Here is a 15,897-nt window from a genome sequence, read left to right as displayed (position 1 = left end):
GCCGATCCGGCGGCGTCCTCACTAGATTGGGGCCCGTGACCGACTCCCGCCCGGACCCTGCTGCCCCATTCTCGGATCCTGACTCGCCCTCGGACCCCGTCTCGCCCGCGGACCCCGCCGCCGCGCCGGACGAGGTGGTCCGCGAACGCCACGACCAGCTGGCGACCGAGATCACCGAGCACCGGCACCGCTACTACGCGCTGGATGCCCCGACGATCTCCGACGGCGAGTTCGATGCGCTGATGCGCGAGCTGGAGCAGATCGAGGACCGGTTCCCCGAGTTGCGGACCCCCGACTCGCCGACCCAGCAGGTCGGGGCGCCCACCGGCGCGACGTTCTCCCCGGTCACCCACCTGCAGCCGATGACCAGCCTGGACAACGTCTTCAGCAAGGAGGAGCTGTTCGCCTGGGTCGACCGGACCGTCGACCGGTTGGGGGAGCATCCGGGCGCGGGAGGCTTCGTCTGCGAGCTGAAGATCGACGGGCTGGCGGTCGACCTGGTGTACGAGGACGGCGCGCTGGTCCGCGCCGCCACACGCGGCGACGGCCGGGTGGGGGAGGACGTGACCGCCAACGTACGGACGATCCAGGTGATCCCCGACCGGCTGGTCTCCCACTCCGGGCAGCCCGTGCCGGCCCTGCTGGAGGTGCGCGGCGAGGTCTACCTGTCGCTGGAGCAGTTCCGGCGGATCAACGAGGAGCTGGTCGCCTCGGGCAAGGCGCCCTTCGCCAACCCCCGCAACAGCGCAGCCGGATCCCTGCGCCAGAAGGACCCGGAGGTGACCCGGTCACGCCGGCTGGGCTTCACCGCCCACGGCTGGGGCGCCAGCTCCGACGAGCCCGGGACCCGGCTGGAGCTGGCCCGCCAGTCCCACGCGTACGAGGTGCTCGCCGACTTCGGCCTGCCGGTCAGCCAGTACTCCCGGCTGGTCGACGACAGCGAGCAGGTCTGGGCGTTCGTGGAGGAGGTCGCCCAGCGTCGCCACGACTTCGTGCACGAGATCGACGGCGCGGTGGTCAAGGTCGACGACCGGGCGCTGCAGGACCGGCTGGGCTTCACCTCGCGCGCCCCGCGATGGGCGATCGCCTACAAGTACCCGCCGGAGGAGGTCACCACCAAGCTCCTCGACATCCGCGTCGGGGTGGGACGGACCGGTCGGGTCACCCCGTACGCGGTGATGGAGCCGGTCGTGGTCGCCGGGTCGACGGTCGCCCAGGCCACCCTGCACAACGCCACCGAGGTGGTCCGCAAGGGCGTGCTGATCGGCGACACCGTGGTGCTGCGCAAGGCCGGCGACGTGATCCCCGAGGTGCTGGGCCCGGTGGTCGACCTGCGGGACGGCACCGAGCACCCGTTCGTGATGCCGACGCACTGCCCCGAGTGCGGCACCGAACTCGCGTACGAGAAGGAGGGGGACAAGGACCTGCGCTGCCCCAACCAGCGCTCCTGTCCCGCCCAGCTTCGCGAGCGGCTGTTCCACCTCGGTTCCCGGGCGGCGCTGGACATCGAGATGCTGGGGGAGAAGGGCGCGGACGCCATCCTCGCCGCCCACCTGATCACCGACGAGGGCGACCTGTTCGACCTGACCGCCGAGGACCTGCTGCGCACCGACTTCTACACCCGCAACGCCAACGCCCGGGAGAAGAAGGCCGGTACCACCGGCCGGGTGCTCTCGGCCAACGGCACCAAGCTGCTGGAGAACCTGGAGGCCGCCCGGACGCGGCCCTGGGCCAAGTTCCTGGTGGCGCTGTCGATCCGGCACATCGGCAAGGGGAACGCCCCCGACGTGGCCGCGGCCTTCCCCTCGGTGGAGGCGCTGCGGGACGCCTCCGAGGAGGAGCTCGCCGGCGCCGAGGGCATCGGGCCGGTGACGGCAGCGGCGATCCGGGAATGGTTCGCCACCGACTGGCGGGCCGAGATCGTCCGCAAGTGGCAGGCCGCCGGCTGCGTCCTCGGAACGTACGCCGCTGCCGAGGCCCGGGCCGCGGAGCAGCCGCAGACCCTGGCCGGGCTGACCATCGTGGTCACCGGCACGGTGCCGGGCTACAGCCGTGACGAGGCGCAGGAGGCGGTTGTCGCCCGTGGGGCCAAGGCGGCCGGGTCGGTGTCGAAGCGGACCGACTACGTCGTCGTCGGCGAGGGCGCCGGCTCCAAGGCCGACAAGGCCCGCGACCTCGGCCGGCCGATCATCGCCGCCGAGCACTTCCAGCGGCTGCTGGACGAGGGCCCCGAGGGCCTGCCACTGGTCGAGGACTGAGCGCTGGGCCACGCGACGTACGCTCGTGGCGTGGCCAAGCTCTTCTCCGACCCCGACCTGCACGGTGATGCGCCTGCCCGGGTGCGTCCACGCCTGGGCGAGTGGGGTCCCACGTTGGTGCCCAGCACGCGCAGCAAGCGCCGCCAGCGTGTCGTGGTCAGCGTGGTGTTCGTGGTGGCCCTGGCCGTGCTCGTCACCGCCTGGTGGGTCTTCTACTGGATGATGACCGGCAAGGGCGCCCTGCTCTGACGCTCAGGCGAGCAGCGCCACCAGCCCGGTGCCGCCCCAGGCCAGCAGGGCGAAGCGCAGGCCCCGTGCAACGGTCATCGTGAGCGCGAAGCTCGCCGCCGGGATCGGGGAGGCGCCGGCCACCAGCACCACCGGGTAGAGCGGCGGGAAGCCGACCAGCGAGGCCAGGAAGATCAGCGGCAGCCCCCAGCGGGTGTCACCGACCAGCCGCAGCGAGACCCGGACCGTACGTGACCACCAGCGCCGGACGGTACCCAGCTCGGCCTCGGCCCTGGGAGGGGTCTCGACCGCGCCGCCGGTGGCCGGCCCGGCGTGGAAGAAGCGCAACTCCTTGCCCCGGCGTACGCCCCAGAACATCAGCATCTTGCCGATGCTCTGGCCGAGGGTGACCCCGAGGATCGCGAACGCCGAACCGGCCGGGTGCAGGGCTCCGGCCGCGATGGCGTACGCCTCGGCGTTGAACACCGGGACGACGGCGCCGACCACCCCGTACGCGGCGGCGACCAGGAACTCGACCAGCCAGACCGGGACGAGGGCCTCCGCCGGCACCGTCCGGCTCAGGCCGCGAGGGCGGACAGGTGACGCAGCCGGGCGATCTCGGAGGGCAGCCAGTCCGGCCCACCGGTGCGACCGACCATGATGGCCCGCTCGTTGCCGATACAGGCCCAGGCCAGGGTCGACTCGCTCCAGGCCGGGACCCAGCCGGAGGGCACCTCCGCCGATCCGGCGGTGGCCAGGTCACCGACGGACGCCAGCACCTCACCGTCCAGGTCGGGGGCCATCGCCGTAGCGTAGGAGATCGTCATCGGCGTGGCGGCCCGGTCGACCAGCACGGCCCACTGGCAGTGGAAGACGCTGGGTGCGCTGTCCACCAGCACCTCGGCGGCATGCTGCGGGTCGCGGGTCATCTGCTCGAGCGTCTCCAGGTCGCTCTGCAGGGTGCCGCTGTCGTGGTGCCGGGAGATCCACAGGACGTGGACGTCGGACACCTCCTGGCAGGCGCTCACCACGGTGTCGGGGAGCACGCCGGTCGGGATGTCGAGCATGAAGTCGTCGATACCGTGGCCGTCCTGGGTCTCGACGATCTCGATCGACTTGATGTCGCAGCCCACCATTCCGACGGCGGAGGCGACGGCGCCGAGGGCACCGGGACGATCGGGCATGGATACTCGCATCAGGAACACGCCCCATTGTCTCCCGGCGGATCGCTGCCGAGCGCATTCGGACGCATCTGTCGCCTGTGTGTCGACAGATCTTTACCTTGGTGTCATCTGTGCCGGCCCGGACCGGCGCGGGCAGCCCCACGGTGGGCTGTGCGGCGGCTGCGGGACCCGTACGATCCGCGTGCACGGACCGGCCACGTTGTCGATCGGCCCTAGGATGAGGGTTCGTACGACCCGCGAGGGCGTACGCCGTCGATCCGTACGCAAGGAGTAGCACCGTGGCGTTGAGCCCAGACGAGGTGGCGCGGCTGGCCCAGCTGGCCCGCATCGACCTCTCAGCGGAGGAGCTGGCCCATCTGGCCCCGCAGCTGGACGTGATCCTGGAGTCGGTCGCCCGGGTGGCCGACGTGGCCACGGCCGACGTGACGCCGACCTCGCACCCGGTGCCGATGACCAACGTGTTCCGCACCGACGCGGTGGCGGAGTCGCTGCCGCCGGCCGAGGTCCTGGCGATGGCGCCCGACCACGAGGACGGCCGGTTCCGGGTCCCGCGGATCCTGGGGGAGGAGCAGTGAGCATGGACATCACCAGGTCCACCGCCGCCGACCTGGCGGCATCGATCGCCGCTGGAGAGGTCTCCAGCGTCGAGGTCACCCGCGCGCACCTGGACCGGATCGGCGCGGTCGACGACAAGGTGCACGCCTTTCTCAGCGTGGACGAGGACGGTGCGCTGGCCCAGGCCGCCGCCGTCGACGCCCGGATCGCCGCCGGCGAGCAGGTCGGCCCGCTGGCCGGCGTGCCGCTGGCACTCAAGGACGTCCTCACCCAGCGGGGCGTGCCGACCACTGCCGGCTCGAGGATCCTGGAGGGCTGGCGCCCCCCGTACGACGCGACGGTCACCCGCCGGCTGCTCGAGGCCGGCGTGGTCATCCTCGGCAAGACCAACATGGACGAGTTCGCGATGGGCTCCTCCACCGAGAACTCCGCTTACGGCCCGACGTACAACCCCTGGGACCTGTCCCGGGTCCCCGGCGGCTCCGGTGGCGGCTCGGCCGCCGCACTGGCGGCCTTCGAGGCGCCCCTGGCGATCGGCACGGACACCGGCGGTTCGATCCGCCAGCCCGCCGCCTTCACCGGCACCGTGGGGGTCAAGCCGACCTACGGCGGCGTGTCCCGGTACGGCCAGATCGCGCTGGCCTCCAGCCTGGACCAGCCCGGCCCGTGCGCACGTACGGTCCTGGACACCGCCCTCCTGCACGAGGTGATCGGCGGCCACGACCCCAAGGACCAGACCTCGCTGGCCGCCCCCGTCCCGGCGGTCGTCGAGGCGGCCCGCCACGGCGACGTCAAGGGCCTGCGGATCGGCGTGGTCAGGGAGCTCGGCGGCGAGGGCTACGCGCCCGAGGCCGAGGCCAACTTCCATGCCACCGTGGAGCGGCTCGCCTCCCTCGGCGCCGAGGTCGTCGAGGTGTCCTGCCCGAACTTCGAGTACGCGCTCGCCGCCTACTACCTGATCCTGCCCAGCGAGGCCTCCTCCAACCTGGCCCGCTTCGACGCGATGCGGTACGGGCTGCGCGTCGGCGACGACGGCACCCGGTCGACCGAGCAGGTGATGGCGCTCTCGCGCGAGGCCGGCTTCGGTGCCGAGGTGAAGCGCCGCATCATCATCGGCACGTACGCCCTGTCGGCCGGCTACCGCGACGCCTACTACGGCTCGGCCCAGAAGGTCCGCACCCTGGTCCAGCAGGACTTCACCGCAGCCTTCGCCAAGGCAGACGTGCTGGTCTCCCCGACGACGCCGACGGCGGCGTTCGGGATCGGCGAGCGCCTGGACGACCCGATGGCGATGTACCTGAACGACCTGTGCACCATCCCGACCAACCTGGCCGGCAACTCCGCCGCGTCCTTCCCGTCCGGACTGACCTCCGACGGGCTGCCGCTGGGCTTCCACGTGATGGCCCCGCACCTGGCCGACGACCGGCTCTACCTGGTCGGTGCCGCGCTGGAGCGCTCCCTGCAGGACAGCTGGGGCGGTCCGCTGCTGGACCGCGTCGCCGACCTGACCGCCCCGGCCACTACCGCGACGGAGGTTGCCCGATGAGTGATCCGCTGCTGTCCTACGAGGACGCCCTCGCGGCGTACGAGCCGGTGCTCGGGCTCGAGGTGCACGTCGAGCTGAACACCGAGTCCAAGATGTTCTGCGGCTGCTCGGCCGAGTTCGGTGCCGCCCCCAACACGCACACCTGCCCGGTCTGCCTCGGCCTGCCCGGGTCGATGCCGGCGATCAACGGCAAGGCCGTCGAGTCGGCCATCCGGATGGGCCTGGCCCTGAACTGCTCGATCGCGGAGTGGTGCCGGATGTCGCGGAAGAACTACTTCTACCCCGACATGCCCAAGGACTACCAGACCAGCCAGTACGACGAGCCGATCGCCTACGACGGCTACCTCGACATCGAGCTGTCCGACGGGGAGGTCTTCCGGGTCGAGATCGAGCGCGCCCACATGGAGGAGGACGCCGGCAAGCTCACCCACATGGGTGGCGCGACCGGTCGCCTGCACGGTGCCGACTACTCGCTGATCGACTACAACCGGGCCGGCGTGCCGCTGATCGAGATCGTCACCAAGCCGATCCTGGGGGCCGGCGAGCGCGCTCCCGAGATCGCCCGTACGTACGTCGAGGCGATCCGTGACCTGATGCGCGCCCTGGGCGTCTCCGACGTCCGGATGAACGAGGGCTCGCTGCGCTGCGACGCCAACGTCTCCCTCAAGCCGTGGGGCCGGGAGCGACTGGGCACCCGCACCGAGACCAAGAACATCAACTCGTTCCGCTCGATCGAGAGCGCGGTGCGCTACGAGATCCAGCGCCAGGCGGCCGTGCTGTCCGGGGGCGGCACCATCCAGCAGTGCACCCGCAACTGGCTGGAGCACATCGGCGAGACCTCCTTCGGCCGCTCCAAGGAGGAGGCGGAGGACTACCGCTACTTCCCCGAGCCCGACCTGGTCCCGATCGCACCCTCCCGGGAGTGGGTGGAGGAACTGCGCGCGACCCTGCCGGAGAACCCGGGTCTTCGCCGCAACCGGCTCCAGGAGGTGTGGTCCTTCAGCGACGCCGAGATGCGTGACGTCGTCAACGCCGACGCCCTCGACCTGGTCGAGGCGACGGTCGCCGCCGGCTGCGCGGCACCGGCGGCCCGCAAGTGGTGGACCGCCGAGCTGTCCCGGCGCGCCAACGAGGCGGGCATCGGCCTGGACGAGGTCGGCGTCACGCCGGTCCAGGTCGCCGCCGTGCAGGCGCTGGTGGAGGCCGGCACGATCAACGACAAGCTGGCCCGCCAGGTCTTCGACGGCGTCATCGCCGGCGAGGGCGAGCCGGCCGAGGTCGTCACCCGGCGCGGACTGGCCGTCGTCTCCGACGACGGGGCCCTGGGCGACGCCGTGCAGAAGGCCATCGCCGCCAACCCGGACGTCGCCGACAAGATCCGGGCCGGGCGCGTCCAGGCCGCCGGTGCCCTGATCGGTGCCGTGATGAAGGAGATGCGCGGCCAGGCCGATGCCGGCCGCGTCCGCGAGATCATCCTGGAGCAGCTGTCATGACCGAGCAGGACCGCCCCGTACCGACCCCGGCCACCCTCGACGCCGACATCGCGGCGCTGCTGAAGCGCACCCCGGACGGGCTCGTCCCGGCGATCGCCCAGGACGCGACCACCGGGCGGGTGCTGATGATGGCCTGGATGAACGACGAGGCGCTCGCCCTCACGCTGGCGACCGGGCGCGGCACCTACTGGTCGCGCAGCCGCTCCAGGATGTGGGTCAAGGGCGAGGAGAGCGGCCACCAGCAGTGGGTGCGCCGGGTCGAGCTCGACTGCGACGGCGACGCCCTGCTGCTGCAGGTCGACCAGGTCGGTCCGGCCTGCCACCTCGGCACCACCTCCTGCTTCGACACCCACCTGCTGCCGCTGGCCGGGGCAGACGGTACGGGTGGTGAGCGGCGATGAGCCGGCCCACCATCACCCCCACCGCCGAGGGGTTCCGCGAGCTGGCCCGGGACACCCGGGTGATCCCGGTCTGGACCAAGGTCATCGTCGACGCCGAGACCCCGGTCGGCCTGTACGCCCGGCTGGCCCGCAACGCGCCGCACACCTACCTGTTCGAGTCCGCCGAGGACGGCGTGTTCTCGCGCTGGTCGATCATCGGCGTACGCAGCGGGGCGACGCTCACCGAGCGCGACGGGACGGCCCACTGGACCGGCACCCCGCCGGTCGGGCTGCCGACGCAGGGGGACCCGATCGAGGTGCTCCGGTCCTCGCTGCAGGTGCTGCGGACCGAGCGTCCCGAGGGACTGCCGCCCTTCGTCAGCGGGTTCGTCGGCTACCTGGGCTACGACATCGTCCGCCGGCTGGAGCTGCTGCCCGACGAGAACGTCGACGACCTGCAGGTCCCCGAGCTGGTGATGATGCTCGGCACCGACCTGGCCGTGATGGACCACCACAACGGCGAGCTGTGGCTGGTCGCCAACGCGATCAACCACGACGCCACCGACGAGCGGGTCGACGAGGCGTACGCCGATGCGGTCACCCGGATCGAGGAGATGGTCCGCCGGCTGGCCGAGCCCGGGGAGGCTCTGGCCCGCGTGGTCGACGACGGCGTCGCCGAGCCGGCAGTGGTCGAGCAGCGTACGCCGGAGGAGTTCGAGGCCGCGGTGCACGCCGCGGTGGAGGAGATCCGGGCCGGCGAGGCCTTCCAGATCGTCGTCTCCCAGCGCTTCGACATCCGTACGCAGGCCGACCCGCTCGACATCTACCGGGTGCTGCGCCGGATCAACCCGAGCCCCTACCTGTACCTGCTGCGGCTGGACGGCTTCGACATCGTCGGGTCCAGCCCGGAGGCCCTGGTCACCGTCACCGACCGCGAGGCCGTCACCCACCCGATCGCCGGCACCCGGCCCCGGGGCCGGACCGCGGCCGAGGACGTCGCGCTGGAGGCCGAGTTGCTGGCCGACGAGAAGGAGCGCGCCGAGCACGTCATGCTGGTCGACCTGGGCCGCAACGACCTGGGCCGGGTCAGCGACCCCGGCACGGTCAAGGTGATCGAGTTCATGAAGGTACGCCGCTACTCCCACGTGATGCACCTGGAGGCCGGCGTGACCGGGCACCTGCGCGACGACGTGGACGCGGTCCAGGCCGTGCTGTCCTGCTTCCCGGCGGGCACCCTGTCCGGTGCACCGAAGGTCCGCGCGATGCAGGTCATCGACGAGTTGGAGGTCAGCCGCCGGGGCGTGTACGGGGGAGTGATCGGCTACTTCGACTTCGCCGGCAACGCCGACGTCGCGATCGCGATCCGGACCGCCCTGGTCAAGGATGGCACCGCGTACGTCCAGGCCGGTGCGGGCATCGTCGCCGACTCCGTTCCGGCCACCGAGAACCAGGAGTGCCGCAACAAGGCGATGGCGGTCGTCCGGGCGATCGGCGCCGCCGAGCGGTTGCGCACCCTGGACGGGAGTGCCCGGTGACGGCGGCCACCGGTCGCCTGCTGGCCTACGCCACCCTGGCCCTCGGCGCCCTGGTGGCGTTCGTCACCGGCGCCCAGCCGTGGTGGAACGCCGTCGTCGCCGAGGGGCGCGGACCGGTCAGCGGGAACCTGTCCAGTGGCAGCCTCACCCAGGCCCTGGCCGTCGTGACAGTCGCCGGGGTCCTGCTCTCGCTCACCCTGGCCGCTCGTGGGCGCCAGGTGCTCGGCGCGGTGCTGGCCCTGGCCGGGAGCGGCATGGTCTGGGTCGGGGCCGCCCGGCCGCGCCCGTCGCAGGACGTGGTGCAGCAGGCGCTCCGCTCGTTCAGCCTGTCGGTGGACGGCACGCTGGAGGCCACGCCGTGGCCCTGGGCGTACGCGGCCGGTGGCGTGCTGGTGGCGGTCGGTGGCGTGCTGTTGGTGGTGCTGGCCCCGCGCTGGGGCAGCCGGCGCTCCCGGTTCGAGCGCGGCCCGGTGGCGGTCGACCTGGAGGATCCGACGGCGATCTGGAAAGCACTCGACGCGGGCGTCGACCCCACCGACCAATCTGCGATAGCCTCGCCTGAGCAGGTCGAGAAACAGGACAGGAAGAGTCAGAGATGAGTCACAGCGCCATCGGGCACGCTCCCGAGGAGAAGTACCACCACGGCAAGTCCCCGGCCGCCATGGCCTTCGCGGTGATCTTCATGATCGCCACCATCGTCGGCGTCGTCGCGATGATCCCCAGCCCCAAGATCTCCCTGCTGATCGTCGCCGGCGTCCTCGCCCTGGTGGCGTGGATCGTCTGGGCCGTCCTGCGTGGAATGGGCCGCGACAACGTCTGAAGACGCGACGTCCGGGCCCCGCGCCCGGTAGACGTTCCCGGGCGCCCGGACCACTGGTCCGTGGCGCCCGTGGCGTCTCACGGCGCCTGGCGTGCTGCAGGCCGGCACGACAATGAACAGCACGAAGAGCAGCACGACGACGGATGGCGAGCCACCGGCAGGACCGGTCGGCCGCCGTTCGGGTCGGCACGGGTACAACCGAAGTGGAACCAGGAAGGGAGAGGCCGATGGGTGTCCTCGATGAGCTGAACGCCGGTGCACGCGCCGACATGGAGGAGCGCCGCGCGCTCGTCGGGCAGGACGAACTGGTGCGCCGGATCGCTGCCCTGCCCGCCACCCGCGACCCGCTGCCGGCCTTCCGCGCCCCCGGGATCGCGATCATCGCCGAGGTGAAGCGGTCCAGCCCCTCCAAGGGCGCCCTCGCCGAGATCGCCGACCCTGCGGCCTTGGCCGAGGCATACGCCCACGGCGGCGCCGACGCGATCTCGGTGCTGACCGAGAAGCACCGCTTCGGCGGCTCGCTGGACGACCTGGCCGCCGTCCGCGCCCGGGTCGACGTGCCGGTCCTGCGCAAGGACTTCATCACCGACGCCTACCAGCTGTACGAGGCCCGGGCCGTCGGCGCCGACCTCGCCCTGCTGATCGTCGCCTCGCTGTCCGACGCCGAGCTGGCAGCCCTGCACGCCACCGCGCTCGACCTCGGCCTCACCCCGCTGGTCGAGACCCACACCGCCGACGAGGTGCGCCGCGCCGCCGATGCCGGCGCCGTCCTGGTCGGCGTCAACAACCGCAACCTCAACACCCTCGAGGTCGACATCCGTACCTTCGCCCGGCTGGCCCCGCTCGTCCCGGAGGGGACGGTCCTGGTCGCCGAGTCCGGGGTACGGACACCCGAGGATGTCCGGGCCTTTGCCGAGGCGGGCGCCGACGTGGCGCTGATCGGCGAGGCCCTCGTCACCGGCGGCGATCCCGTCGCCGGGGTGCGTGCCATGAAGGAGGCAGTCCGTGGCTGAGAACGTCCGCAACATCGCCGGCCAGAAGCCGTGGGACGGGCGCTCGATGCCCGACGCCCGCGGCCACTTCGACCGCCTCGGCGGCAAGTTCGTGCCGGAGGCGCTCTACGCGGCGCTGGCCGAGCTCGAGGAGGCCTACGAGAAGGCCGTCATCGATCCTGACTTCGTCGCCGAACTGGACTCGCTGCGGGTCAACTACGCGGGCCGTCCCACCCCGCTCACCGAGGCGAAGCGCTTCTCCGAGCACTGCGGCAACGCCCGCATCGTGTTCAAGCGCGAGGACCTCAACCACACCGGGTCGCACAAGATCAACAATGTGCTCGGCCAGGCCCTGCTGACCAAGCGGATGGGCAAGAAGCGCGTCATCGCGGAGACCGGCGCCGGCCAGCACGGCGTGGCGACGGCGACTGCGGCCGCCCTGTTCGGGCTGGAGTGCCGGGTCTACATGGGCAAGGTCGACACCGACCGGCAGGCCCTGAACGTCGCCCGGATGCAGCTGCTCGGTGCCGAGGTGATCGCCGTGGAGTCCGGCTCCGCGACGCTGAAGGACGCGATGAACGAGGCGATGCGCGAGTGGGTCGCCACCGTCGACACCACGCACTACCTGATCGGCACCGTCGCCGGCCCGCACCCGTTCCCGAAGGTCGTCCGCGAGTTCCAGCGGGTGATCTCCACCGAGGCCCGCCAGCAGTTCCTGGACACGTACGGGCAGCTGCCCGACGCGGTCTGCGCCTGCGTGGGCGGCGGCTCGAACGCGCTCGGCTCCTTCGCCGACTTCATCCCCGACGACTCGGTCGCCCTGTACGGCTTCGAGGCCGGCGGCGACGGGGTCGAGACCGGCCGGCACGCGGCGTCCATCACCGGCGGCAGCGTCGGGGTGCTGCACGGCACCCGTACCTACCTGCTGCAGGACGAGGACGGCCAGACCGAGGAGTCGCACTCGATCTCCGCCGGGCTGGACTACCCGGGCGTCGGCCCCGAGCACTCCTACCTGCACGACAGCGGCCGGGCGACGTACGAGCCGGTCACCGACGCCGAGGCGATGGAGGCCTTCCAGCTCCTCACCCAGACCGAGGGCCTGATGCCGGCGATCGAGTCGGCGCACGCGATCGCGGGCGCGATGCGCCTGGGCCGCCGGATCGCCGAGACCGACCCGCAGGCCCGGCCGCTGATCATGGTCACCCTGTCCGGTCGCGGCGACAAGGACGTACGTACGGCCATCCGCTGGTTCGGGCTGACCGGCGAGGTCGACCAGACGATGGGCGGCGACCCGGTCGAACTGCCCGAGGACGTCACCGCCCATGCCGAGCCCCGGCCCGAGGAGATCTGAGATGACAGCACCAGGCAATTGCACCCCGGTCTTCGACCGTGCCGCCGCCGAGGGCCGCTCCGTCTTCATCGGCTACCTCCCCGTCGGCTACCCGAGCGTTCCCGGCTCACTGGACGCGATGCGAGCCCTGGTGAGCCCCGGGGACGGCCCCGGTGCCGACATCGTCGAGATCGGCATCCCGTACTCCGACCCGATGATGGACGGGGTGACCATCCAGCGTGCCGCCACCCGGGCGCTGGAGCGGGGCGTCCGGGTCCGCGACGTGCTCGCGGCCACCGAGGCCGTCGCCGCCGCCGGCGCCACCCCGTGCGTGATGTCGTACTGGAACCTGATCGAGCAGTACGGCTGCGACGCCTTCGCCCGTGACTTCGCCAACGCCGGGGGAGCCGGGGTGATCACCCCCGACCTCACCCCCGACGAGGCGGACGAGTGGACCCCGGCGACCGACGAGCACGGTGTGGACCGGATCTACCTGGTCGCCCCCTCCTCGACCGACGACCGGATCGCGCTCACCGCCGGCGCCGGTCGCGGCTGGCTGTACGCCACCGCGGTGATGGGCGTCACCGGTGCCCGGGAGACCACCTCGGACGCCGGCCGGGTGCTGACCGAGCGGATCCGCCGGATCTCGCCCGAGACTCGGATCGGGATCGGCATCGGGGTCTCCGACGGTGCCCAGGCCGCCGAGATAGGGGCGTACGCGGACGCCGTCATCGTCGGCTCGGCCCTGGTCCGGACCCTGATCGAGGCCGACGACGCCGGCCACCCGGAGGACCTGGCCGCCCTGCGGGCCCTGTCGCTCGACCTGGCCAGGGGTGTCCGCGCGGCCCGCTGAACGATCGGACGTCGGTGCCACTGGCTAGAGTGACGGTGGCCCGACGAACCGAAAGGCGGCCAGATGATCCTCCCCCCGGAGATGATCCCCGGGGTGCTCGCACCCCTGTCGATCCCCAGCCCCCCGCAAGGGGTGTGGTACGTTCCGCTGCCCTTCGGGGACCTGACCATCCCGATCCGCGCCTACGCCCTGTGCATCCTGGTCGGCATCGGCGTGGCCTGGGTGGTCGGGTCCCGCCGCTGGCGGGCCCGCGGCGGTACCCAGGACACCTTGGAGACGGCCCTGCTGGTGGCGATCCCCCTGGGGATCATCGGCGCCCGGCTCTACCACGTGATCACCGACCACCAGCTCTACTTCGGTCCCGGCAAGCACCCGGTCGAAGCGCTCTACATCTGGAACGGCGGCCTGGGCATCTGGGGGGCGGTCGCCGCCGGTGCCCTCGGCATCTGGCTGGTCTGCCGCCGCAAGGGTGCCTCCTTCGCCGCCATGGCCGATAGCCTCGCCCCCGGCCTGGCCATCGCCCAGGGCATCGGGCGGCTCGGCAACTGGTTCAACCAGGAGCTCTTCGGACGTCCGAGCACCCTGCCGTGGGCCCTGGAGATCGACCCGGCCCATCGCCCCGCCGGGTACGAGCAGTACGCGACCTTCCACCCCACCTTCCTCTACGAGCTGCTGTGGGTCCTGCTGGTGGCCCTGGTCCTGGTCCTCGTCGACCGGCGCCTGCGCCTCGGCCACGGCCAGGTCTTCCTGCTCTACGTGGTGCTCTACACCTTCGGCCGGTTCTGGGTCGAGGGCCTGCGGATCGACAAGGCGAACACGATCGGCACGTGGCGGATCAACGAGTACGTCTCCGTGATCGTCTTCGTCGCCGCCCTGGTGGCCCTGGTGCTGGTGCGGCTGCGCCACCGGGACCGCGAGGCCCCGGAGGCCGTCGACCCGGACGGGCGCAGGGAGGTCGTCGAGGCATGACCGGGCCGGCGGCCGCTGGGCGGCGGCAGGCCTGGGCCGTGGTGGGGGTGCTGGCACTTCCCGTGGCGGTCGTCGTCGCCCTCGAGCAGGTCCTGGTCGGCTGGGCCCTGCGCGACGCCGGCCTGCTGTCGGCCTCCACCCTCGCCCCGGCGCTGGGGGTCGGCCTCGTCCTGGCGCTGCGGCGACGGTTGCCCGGACTGCGCACGCAGTTCGACGCGCACGTCGATGCCCGAGTGCTGCGCCGCGGCCTGGTCGCCCTGCTGCTGGTCATCGGCCTGCTCGTCGCCTGGAACCAGCTCTGCCTGCTGCTCGGCTGGCTGTCCGTGCCCCGGATCGACCCCGATGCCGGGCTGCCGTTCATCGCCCGGCTCGGGCTGTACCTCCCACTGGCAGTGGCCCAGGAATCGGCCTGGCGTGGCATCGTCCGGCCGACCCTGCGCGCGACGTACGGGTGGATCGCCGCCGCGGTCGGCACCGGCCTGGTCTGGGGCCTGCTCACCGCGTCGACCTGGCGCTTCGGCCCGGGGCTGGGCATCCTCGCGGTGGTGACCACGATCGGCTGGTCGGTGCTGCTGGCCAGCGTGCTGGAGGAGATGCGCCACGGCCAGCTCGTCGTGGCCTCGCTGTTCCAGTGGGGACTGATGGTCGCCCTCTACCTGCTGCTGCCCGAGGAGACCGGGGCCTGGCACGGGGCGGTGGTACTGGCCACCACCGGTGTGCTCGCGGGAGCCGGCGCCATCTGGGCGTACGCCCGCTCGCGGGAGGGCCGGGGGATGGCCCCGTACGGCTGAGTGGCGGCCTTCGCACCGGATGAGGTCGCCGGCCTCGATAAGGCGTTGGCCAGGGCCTTTCCCACGCCATGCGCGGTTGCCCCTGGGGTCCTCGGGATCCGGCCCCTTGATGACGCGCCCGTGACGTCAGCGGAGGCCGCCCACCGCCTGTCCGGGCGCCGCGGTGGGTGTTTCCCTGTGCCGGACGGCAGTCCGGTGATCCCAGCAGTGGGGCGGCACAACCGAGTACCTGCTCAGCTAGGCTCCTTCGCATGGATCTTGAACTACGCGATCGCGTGGCCCTCGTCGTGGGCGGCACGGGGTTCATCGGGCGGGCAGTCGTCGCGCGGCTCCGGGCGGAAGGGGCCCTGGCCATCGCCGCGTCTCGCCATGTCGAGGACGGCATGGTCCTCGACGCGGGTGACCCGAACGCGGTGAGGGAGGCGCTGGACCACGTGCTCGAGCAGTACGGCCGTCTCGACGTTTTGGTGGTCGCGGCTGCCCCGAGCGCCCAGACCCTCGATGCGTCCCGCAATGCCGACCCGGACCAGGTCCTGTCCGCGGTCGAGGCGAAGGCGATGTCCTTCCTTCGTCTGGCGAACGCGGCGCTGCCGATCATGACCGGGGCGGGCTATGGGCGAATCGTCGGAGTGAGCGGCCAGAACGCGTACCTCACGGGCAATGTGACCGGTTCGGTCCGCAATGCCGCCCTCATCGTCGCCGCCAAGAATCTGGCCGACAGCGTGGCCGGGTCCGGCGTCACCGTGAACACGGTCAATCCCGGGACTGTCTCCGCCTCGCCATCCTCTGACGTGGCGCCGGGCCGTGGAGGCGAGTCGAGCCCCGAACAGATCGCGGACCTCATCGCCTTTCTCGTGTCGCCTCGAGCAGGAGCGATCTCGGGCGAGTCGATCGCCGTCGGCCACCGGGTGCGCGGGGTGGTAGCGCTCTGATCACACACGCGCTCCGGGACAAACTGAGGAT

Annotated in this window: 17 protein-coding genes; 15 read left to right on the top strand and 2 right to left on the bottom strand. The window is 72.0% G+C overall.

The features are described from left to right. The first annotated feature begins 134 nt into the window (after positions 1-134). Together ligA and GA0111570_RS08765 are read left to right on the top strand one after the other, a co-directional pair. On the top strand, positions 135-2,258 hold the full coding sequence (gene ligA, locus GA0111570_RS08770) for an NAD-dependent DNA ligase LigA (protein ID WP_217634102.1): 2,124 nt from the start codon (positions 135-137) through the stop codon (positions 2,256-2,258). A 30-nt stretch (positions 2,259-2,288) separates the two neighbouring features. Beyond that, a complete protein-coding gene (locus GA0111570_RS08765; RefSeq protein WP_092609424.1) occupies positions 2,289-2,507 on the top strand; it encodes a hypothetical protein in 219 nt (72 codons plus the stop codon). Positions 2,508-2,510: 3 nt separating this feature from the next. Here the strand turns inward: GA0111570_RS08765 and GA0111570_RS08760 are convergent, their stop codons facing one another. Together GA0111570_RS08760 and GA0111570_RS08755 are read right to left on the bottom strand one after the other, a co-directional pair. Beyond that, complete coding sequence (locus GA0111570_RS08760; protein WP_092609421.1) at positions 2,511-3,056, bottom strand: hypothetical protein; 546 nt, start codon at positions 3,054-3,056, stop codon at positions 2,511-2,513. 8 nt (positions 3,057-3,064) lie between these two features. Continuing rightward, the gene (locus tag GA0111570_RS08755) at positions 3,065-3,670 is read right to left on the bottom strand and encodes an ACT domain-containing protein (RefSeq protein WP_092609418.1); all 606 of its coding nucleotides are present in this window, start codon (positions 3,668-3,670) and stop codon (positions 3,065-3,067) included. Positions 3,671-3,948: 278 nt separating this feature from the next. Between GA0111570_RS08755 and gatC the strand changes: the two genes are divergently transcribed. The 13 genes from gatC to GA0111570_RS08690 all read left to right on the top strand — a co-directional run bounded on the left by gatC (position 3,949) and on the right by GA0111570_RS08690 (position 15,866). Beyond that, positions 3,949-4,245: an Asp-tRNA(Asn)/Glu-tRNA(Gln) amidotransferase subunit GatC gene (gene gatC, locus GA0111570_RS08750; RefSeq protein WP_092609415.1), complete on the top strand. Its 297-nt coding sequence runs from the start codon at positions 3,949-3,951 to the stop codon at positions 4,243-4,245. 2 nt (positions 4,246-4,247) lie between these two features. After that, positions 4,248-5,771 carry an Asp-tRNA(Asn)/Glu-tRNA(Gln) amidotransferase subunit GatA gene (gene gatA / locus GA0111570_RS08745; protein ID WP_092609412.1) on the top strand — a complete coding sequence of 508 codons (1,524 nt, stop codon included), beginning with the start codon at positions 4,248-4,250 and terminating at the stop codon, positions 5,769-5,771. Further along, positions 5,768-7,264: an Asp-tRNA(Asn)/Glu-tRNA(Gln) amidotransferase subunit GatB gene (gene gatB, locus GA0111570_RS08740; protein ID WP_092609409.1), complete on the top strand. Its 1,497-nt coding sequence runs from the start codon at positions 5,768-5,770 to the stop codon at positions 7,262-7,264. Before gatA ends, gatB begins: the two co-directional genes overlap by 4 nt. Then, positions 7,261-7,665 (top strand): phosphoribosyl-AMP cyclohydrolase, encoded by a 405-nt coding sequence (gene hisI / locus GA0111570_RS08735; RefSeq protein WP_092609406.1) that lies wholly within the window; start codon positions 7,261-7,263, stop codon positions 7,663-7,665. The genes gatB and hisI overlap by 4 nt, the downstream gene beginning before the upstream one ends. Further along, the gene (locus tag GA0111570_RS08730; protein ID WP_092609403.1) at positions 7,662-9,179 is read left to right on the top strand and encodes an anthranilate synthase component I; all 1,518 of its coding nucleotides are present in this window, start codon (positions 7,662-7,664) and stop codon (positions 9,177-9,179) included. Before hisI ends, GA0111570_RS08730 begins: the two co-directional genes overlap by 4 nt. Next, a complete protein-coding gene (locus GA0111570_RS08725) occupies positions 9,176-9,778 on the top strand; it encodes a Trp biosynthesis-associated membrane protein (RefSeq protein WP_175557411.1) in 603 nt (200 codons plus the stop codon). The genes GA0111570_RS08730 and GA0111570_RS08725 overlap by 4 nt, the downstream gene beginning before the upstream one ends. Next, complete coding sequence (locus GA0111570_RS08720; RefSeq protein ID WP_092609397.1) at positions 9,775-9,999, top strand: hypothetical protein; 225 nt, start codon at positions 9,775-9,777, stop codon at positions 9,997-9,999. The genes GA0111570_RS08725 and GA0111570_RS08720 overlap by 4 nt, the downstream gene beginning before the upstream one ends. A gap of 227 nt (positions 10,000-10,226) precedes the next feature. Next, positions 10,227-11,012, top strand: a complete 786-nt coding sequence (gene trpC, locus GA0111570_RS08715) for an indole-3-glycerol phosphate synthase TrpC (protein ID WP_092609394.1) — start codon at positions 10,227-10,229, stop codon at positions 11,010-11,012. Between the two features lie 46 nt (positions 11,013-11,058). Continuing rightward, positions 11,059-12,342 (top strand): tryptophan synthase subunit beta, encoded by a 1,284-nt coding sequence (gene trpB, locus GA0111570_RS08710; RefSeq protein WP_092610187.1) that lies wholly within the window; start codon positions 11,059-11,061, stop codon positions 12,340-12,342. 1 nt (position 12,343) lies between these two features. Then, the gene (trpA, locus tag GA0111570_RS08705; protein WP_092609391.1) at positions 12,344-13,174 is read left to right on the top strand and encodes a tryptophan synthase subunit alpha; all 831 of its coding nucleotides are present in this window, start codon (positions 12,344-12,346) and stop codon (positions 13,172-13,174) included. 63 nt (positions 13,175-13,237) lie between these two features. Continuing rightward, positions 13,238-14,143, top strand: coding sequence for a prolipoprotein diacylglyceryl transferase (gene lgt / locus GA0111570_RS08700; RefSeq protein WP_245703090.1), 906 nt, complete (start codon positions 13,238-13,240; stop codon positions 14,141-14,143). Further along, positions 14,140-14,934 (top strand): hypothetical protein, encoded by a 795-nt coding sequence (locus GA0111570_RS08695; RefSeq protein WP_092609388.1) that lies wholly within the window; start codon positions 14,140-14,142, stop codon positions 14,932-14,934. Before lgt ends, GA0111570_RS08695 begins: the two co-directional genes overlap by 4 nt. Before the next feature lie 251 nt (positions 14,935-15,185). Next, on the top strand, positions 15,186-15,866 hold the full coding sequence (locus tag GA0111570_RS08690; RefSeq protein ID WP_092609385.1) for an SDR family NAD(P)-dependent oxidoreductase: 681 nt from the start codon (positions 15,186-15,188) through the stop codon (positions 15,864-15,866). Positions 15,867-15,897: the final 31 nt, after the last annotated feature.

The sequence above is a fragment of the Raineyella antarctica genome, assembly GCF_900092135.1.
Lineage (GTDB): Bacteria > Actinomycetota > Actinomycetes > Propionibacteriales > Propionibacteriaceae > Raineyella > Raineyella antarctica.
The sequence above is the reverse complement of the archived record's forward strand: the minus strand, read 5'-3'. Positions and strand labels throughout refer to the sequence as shown.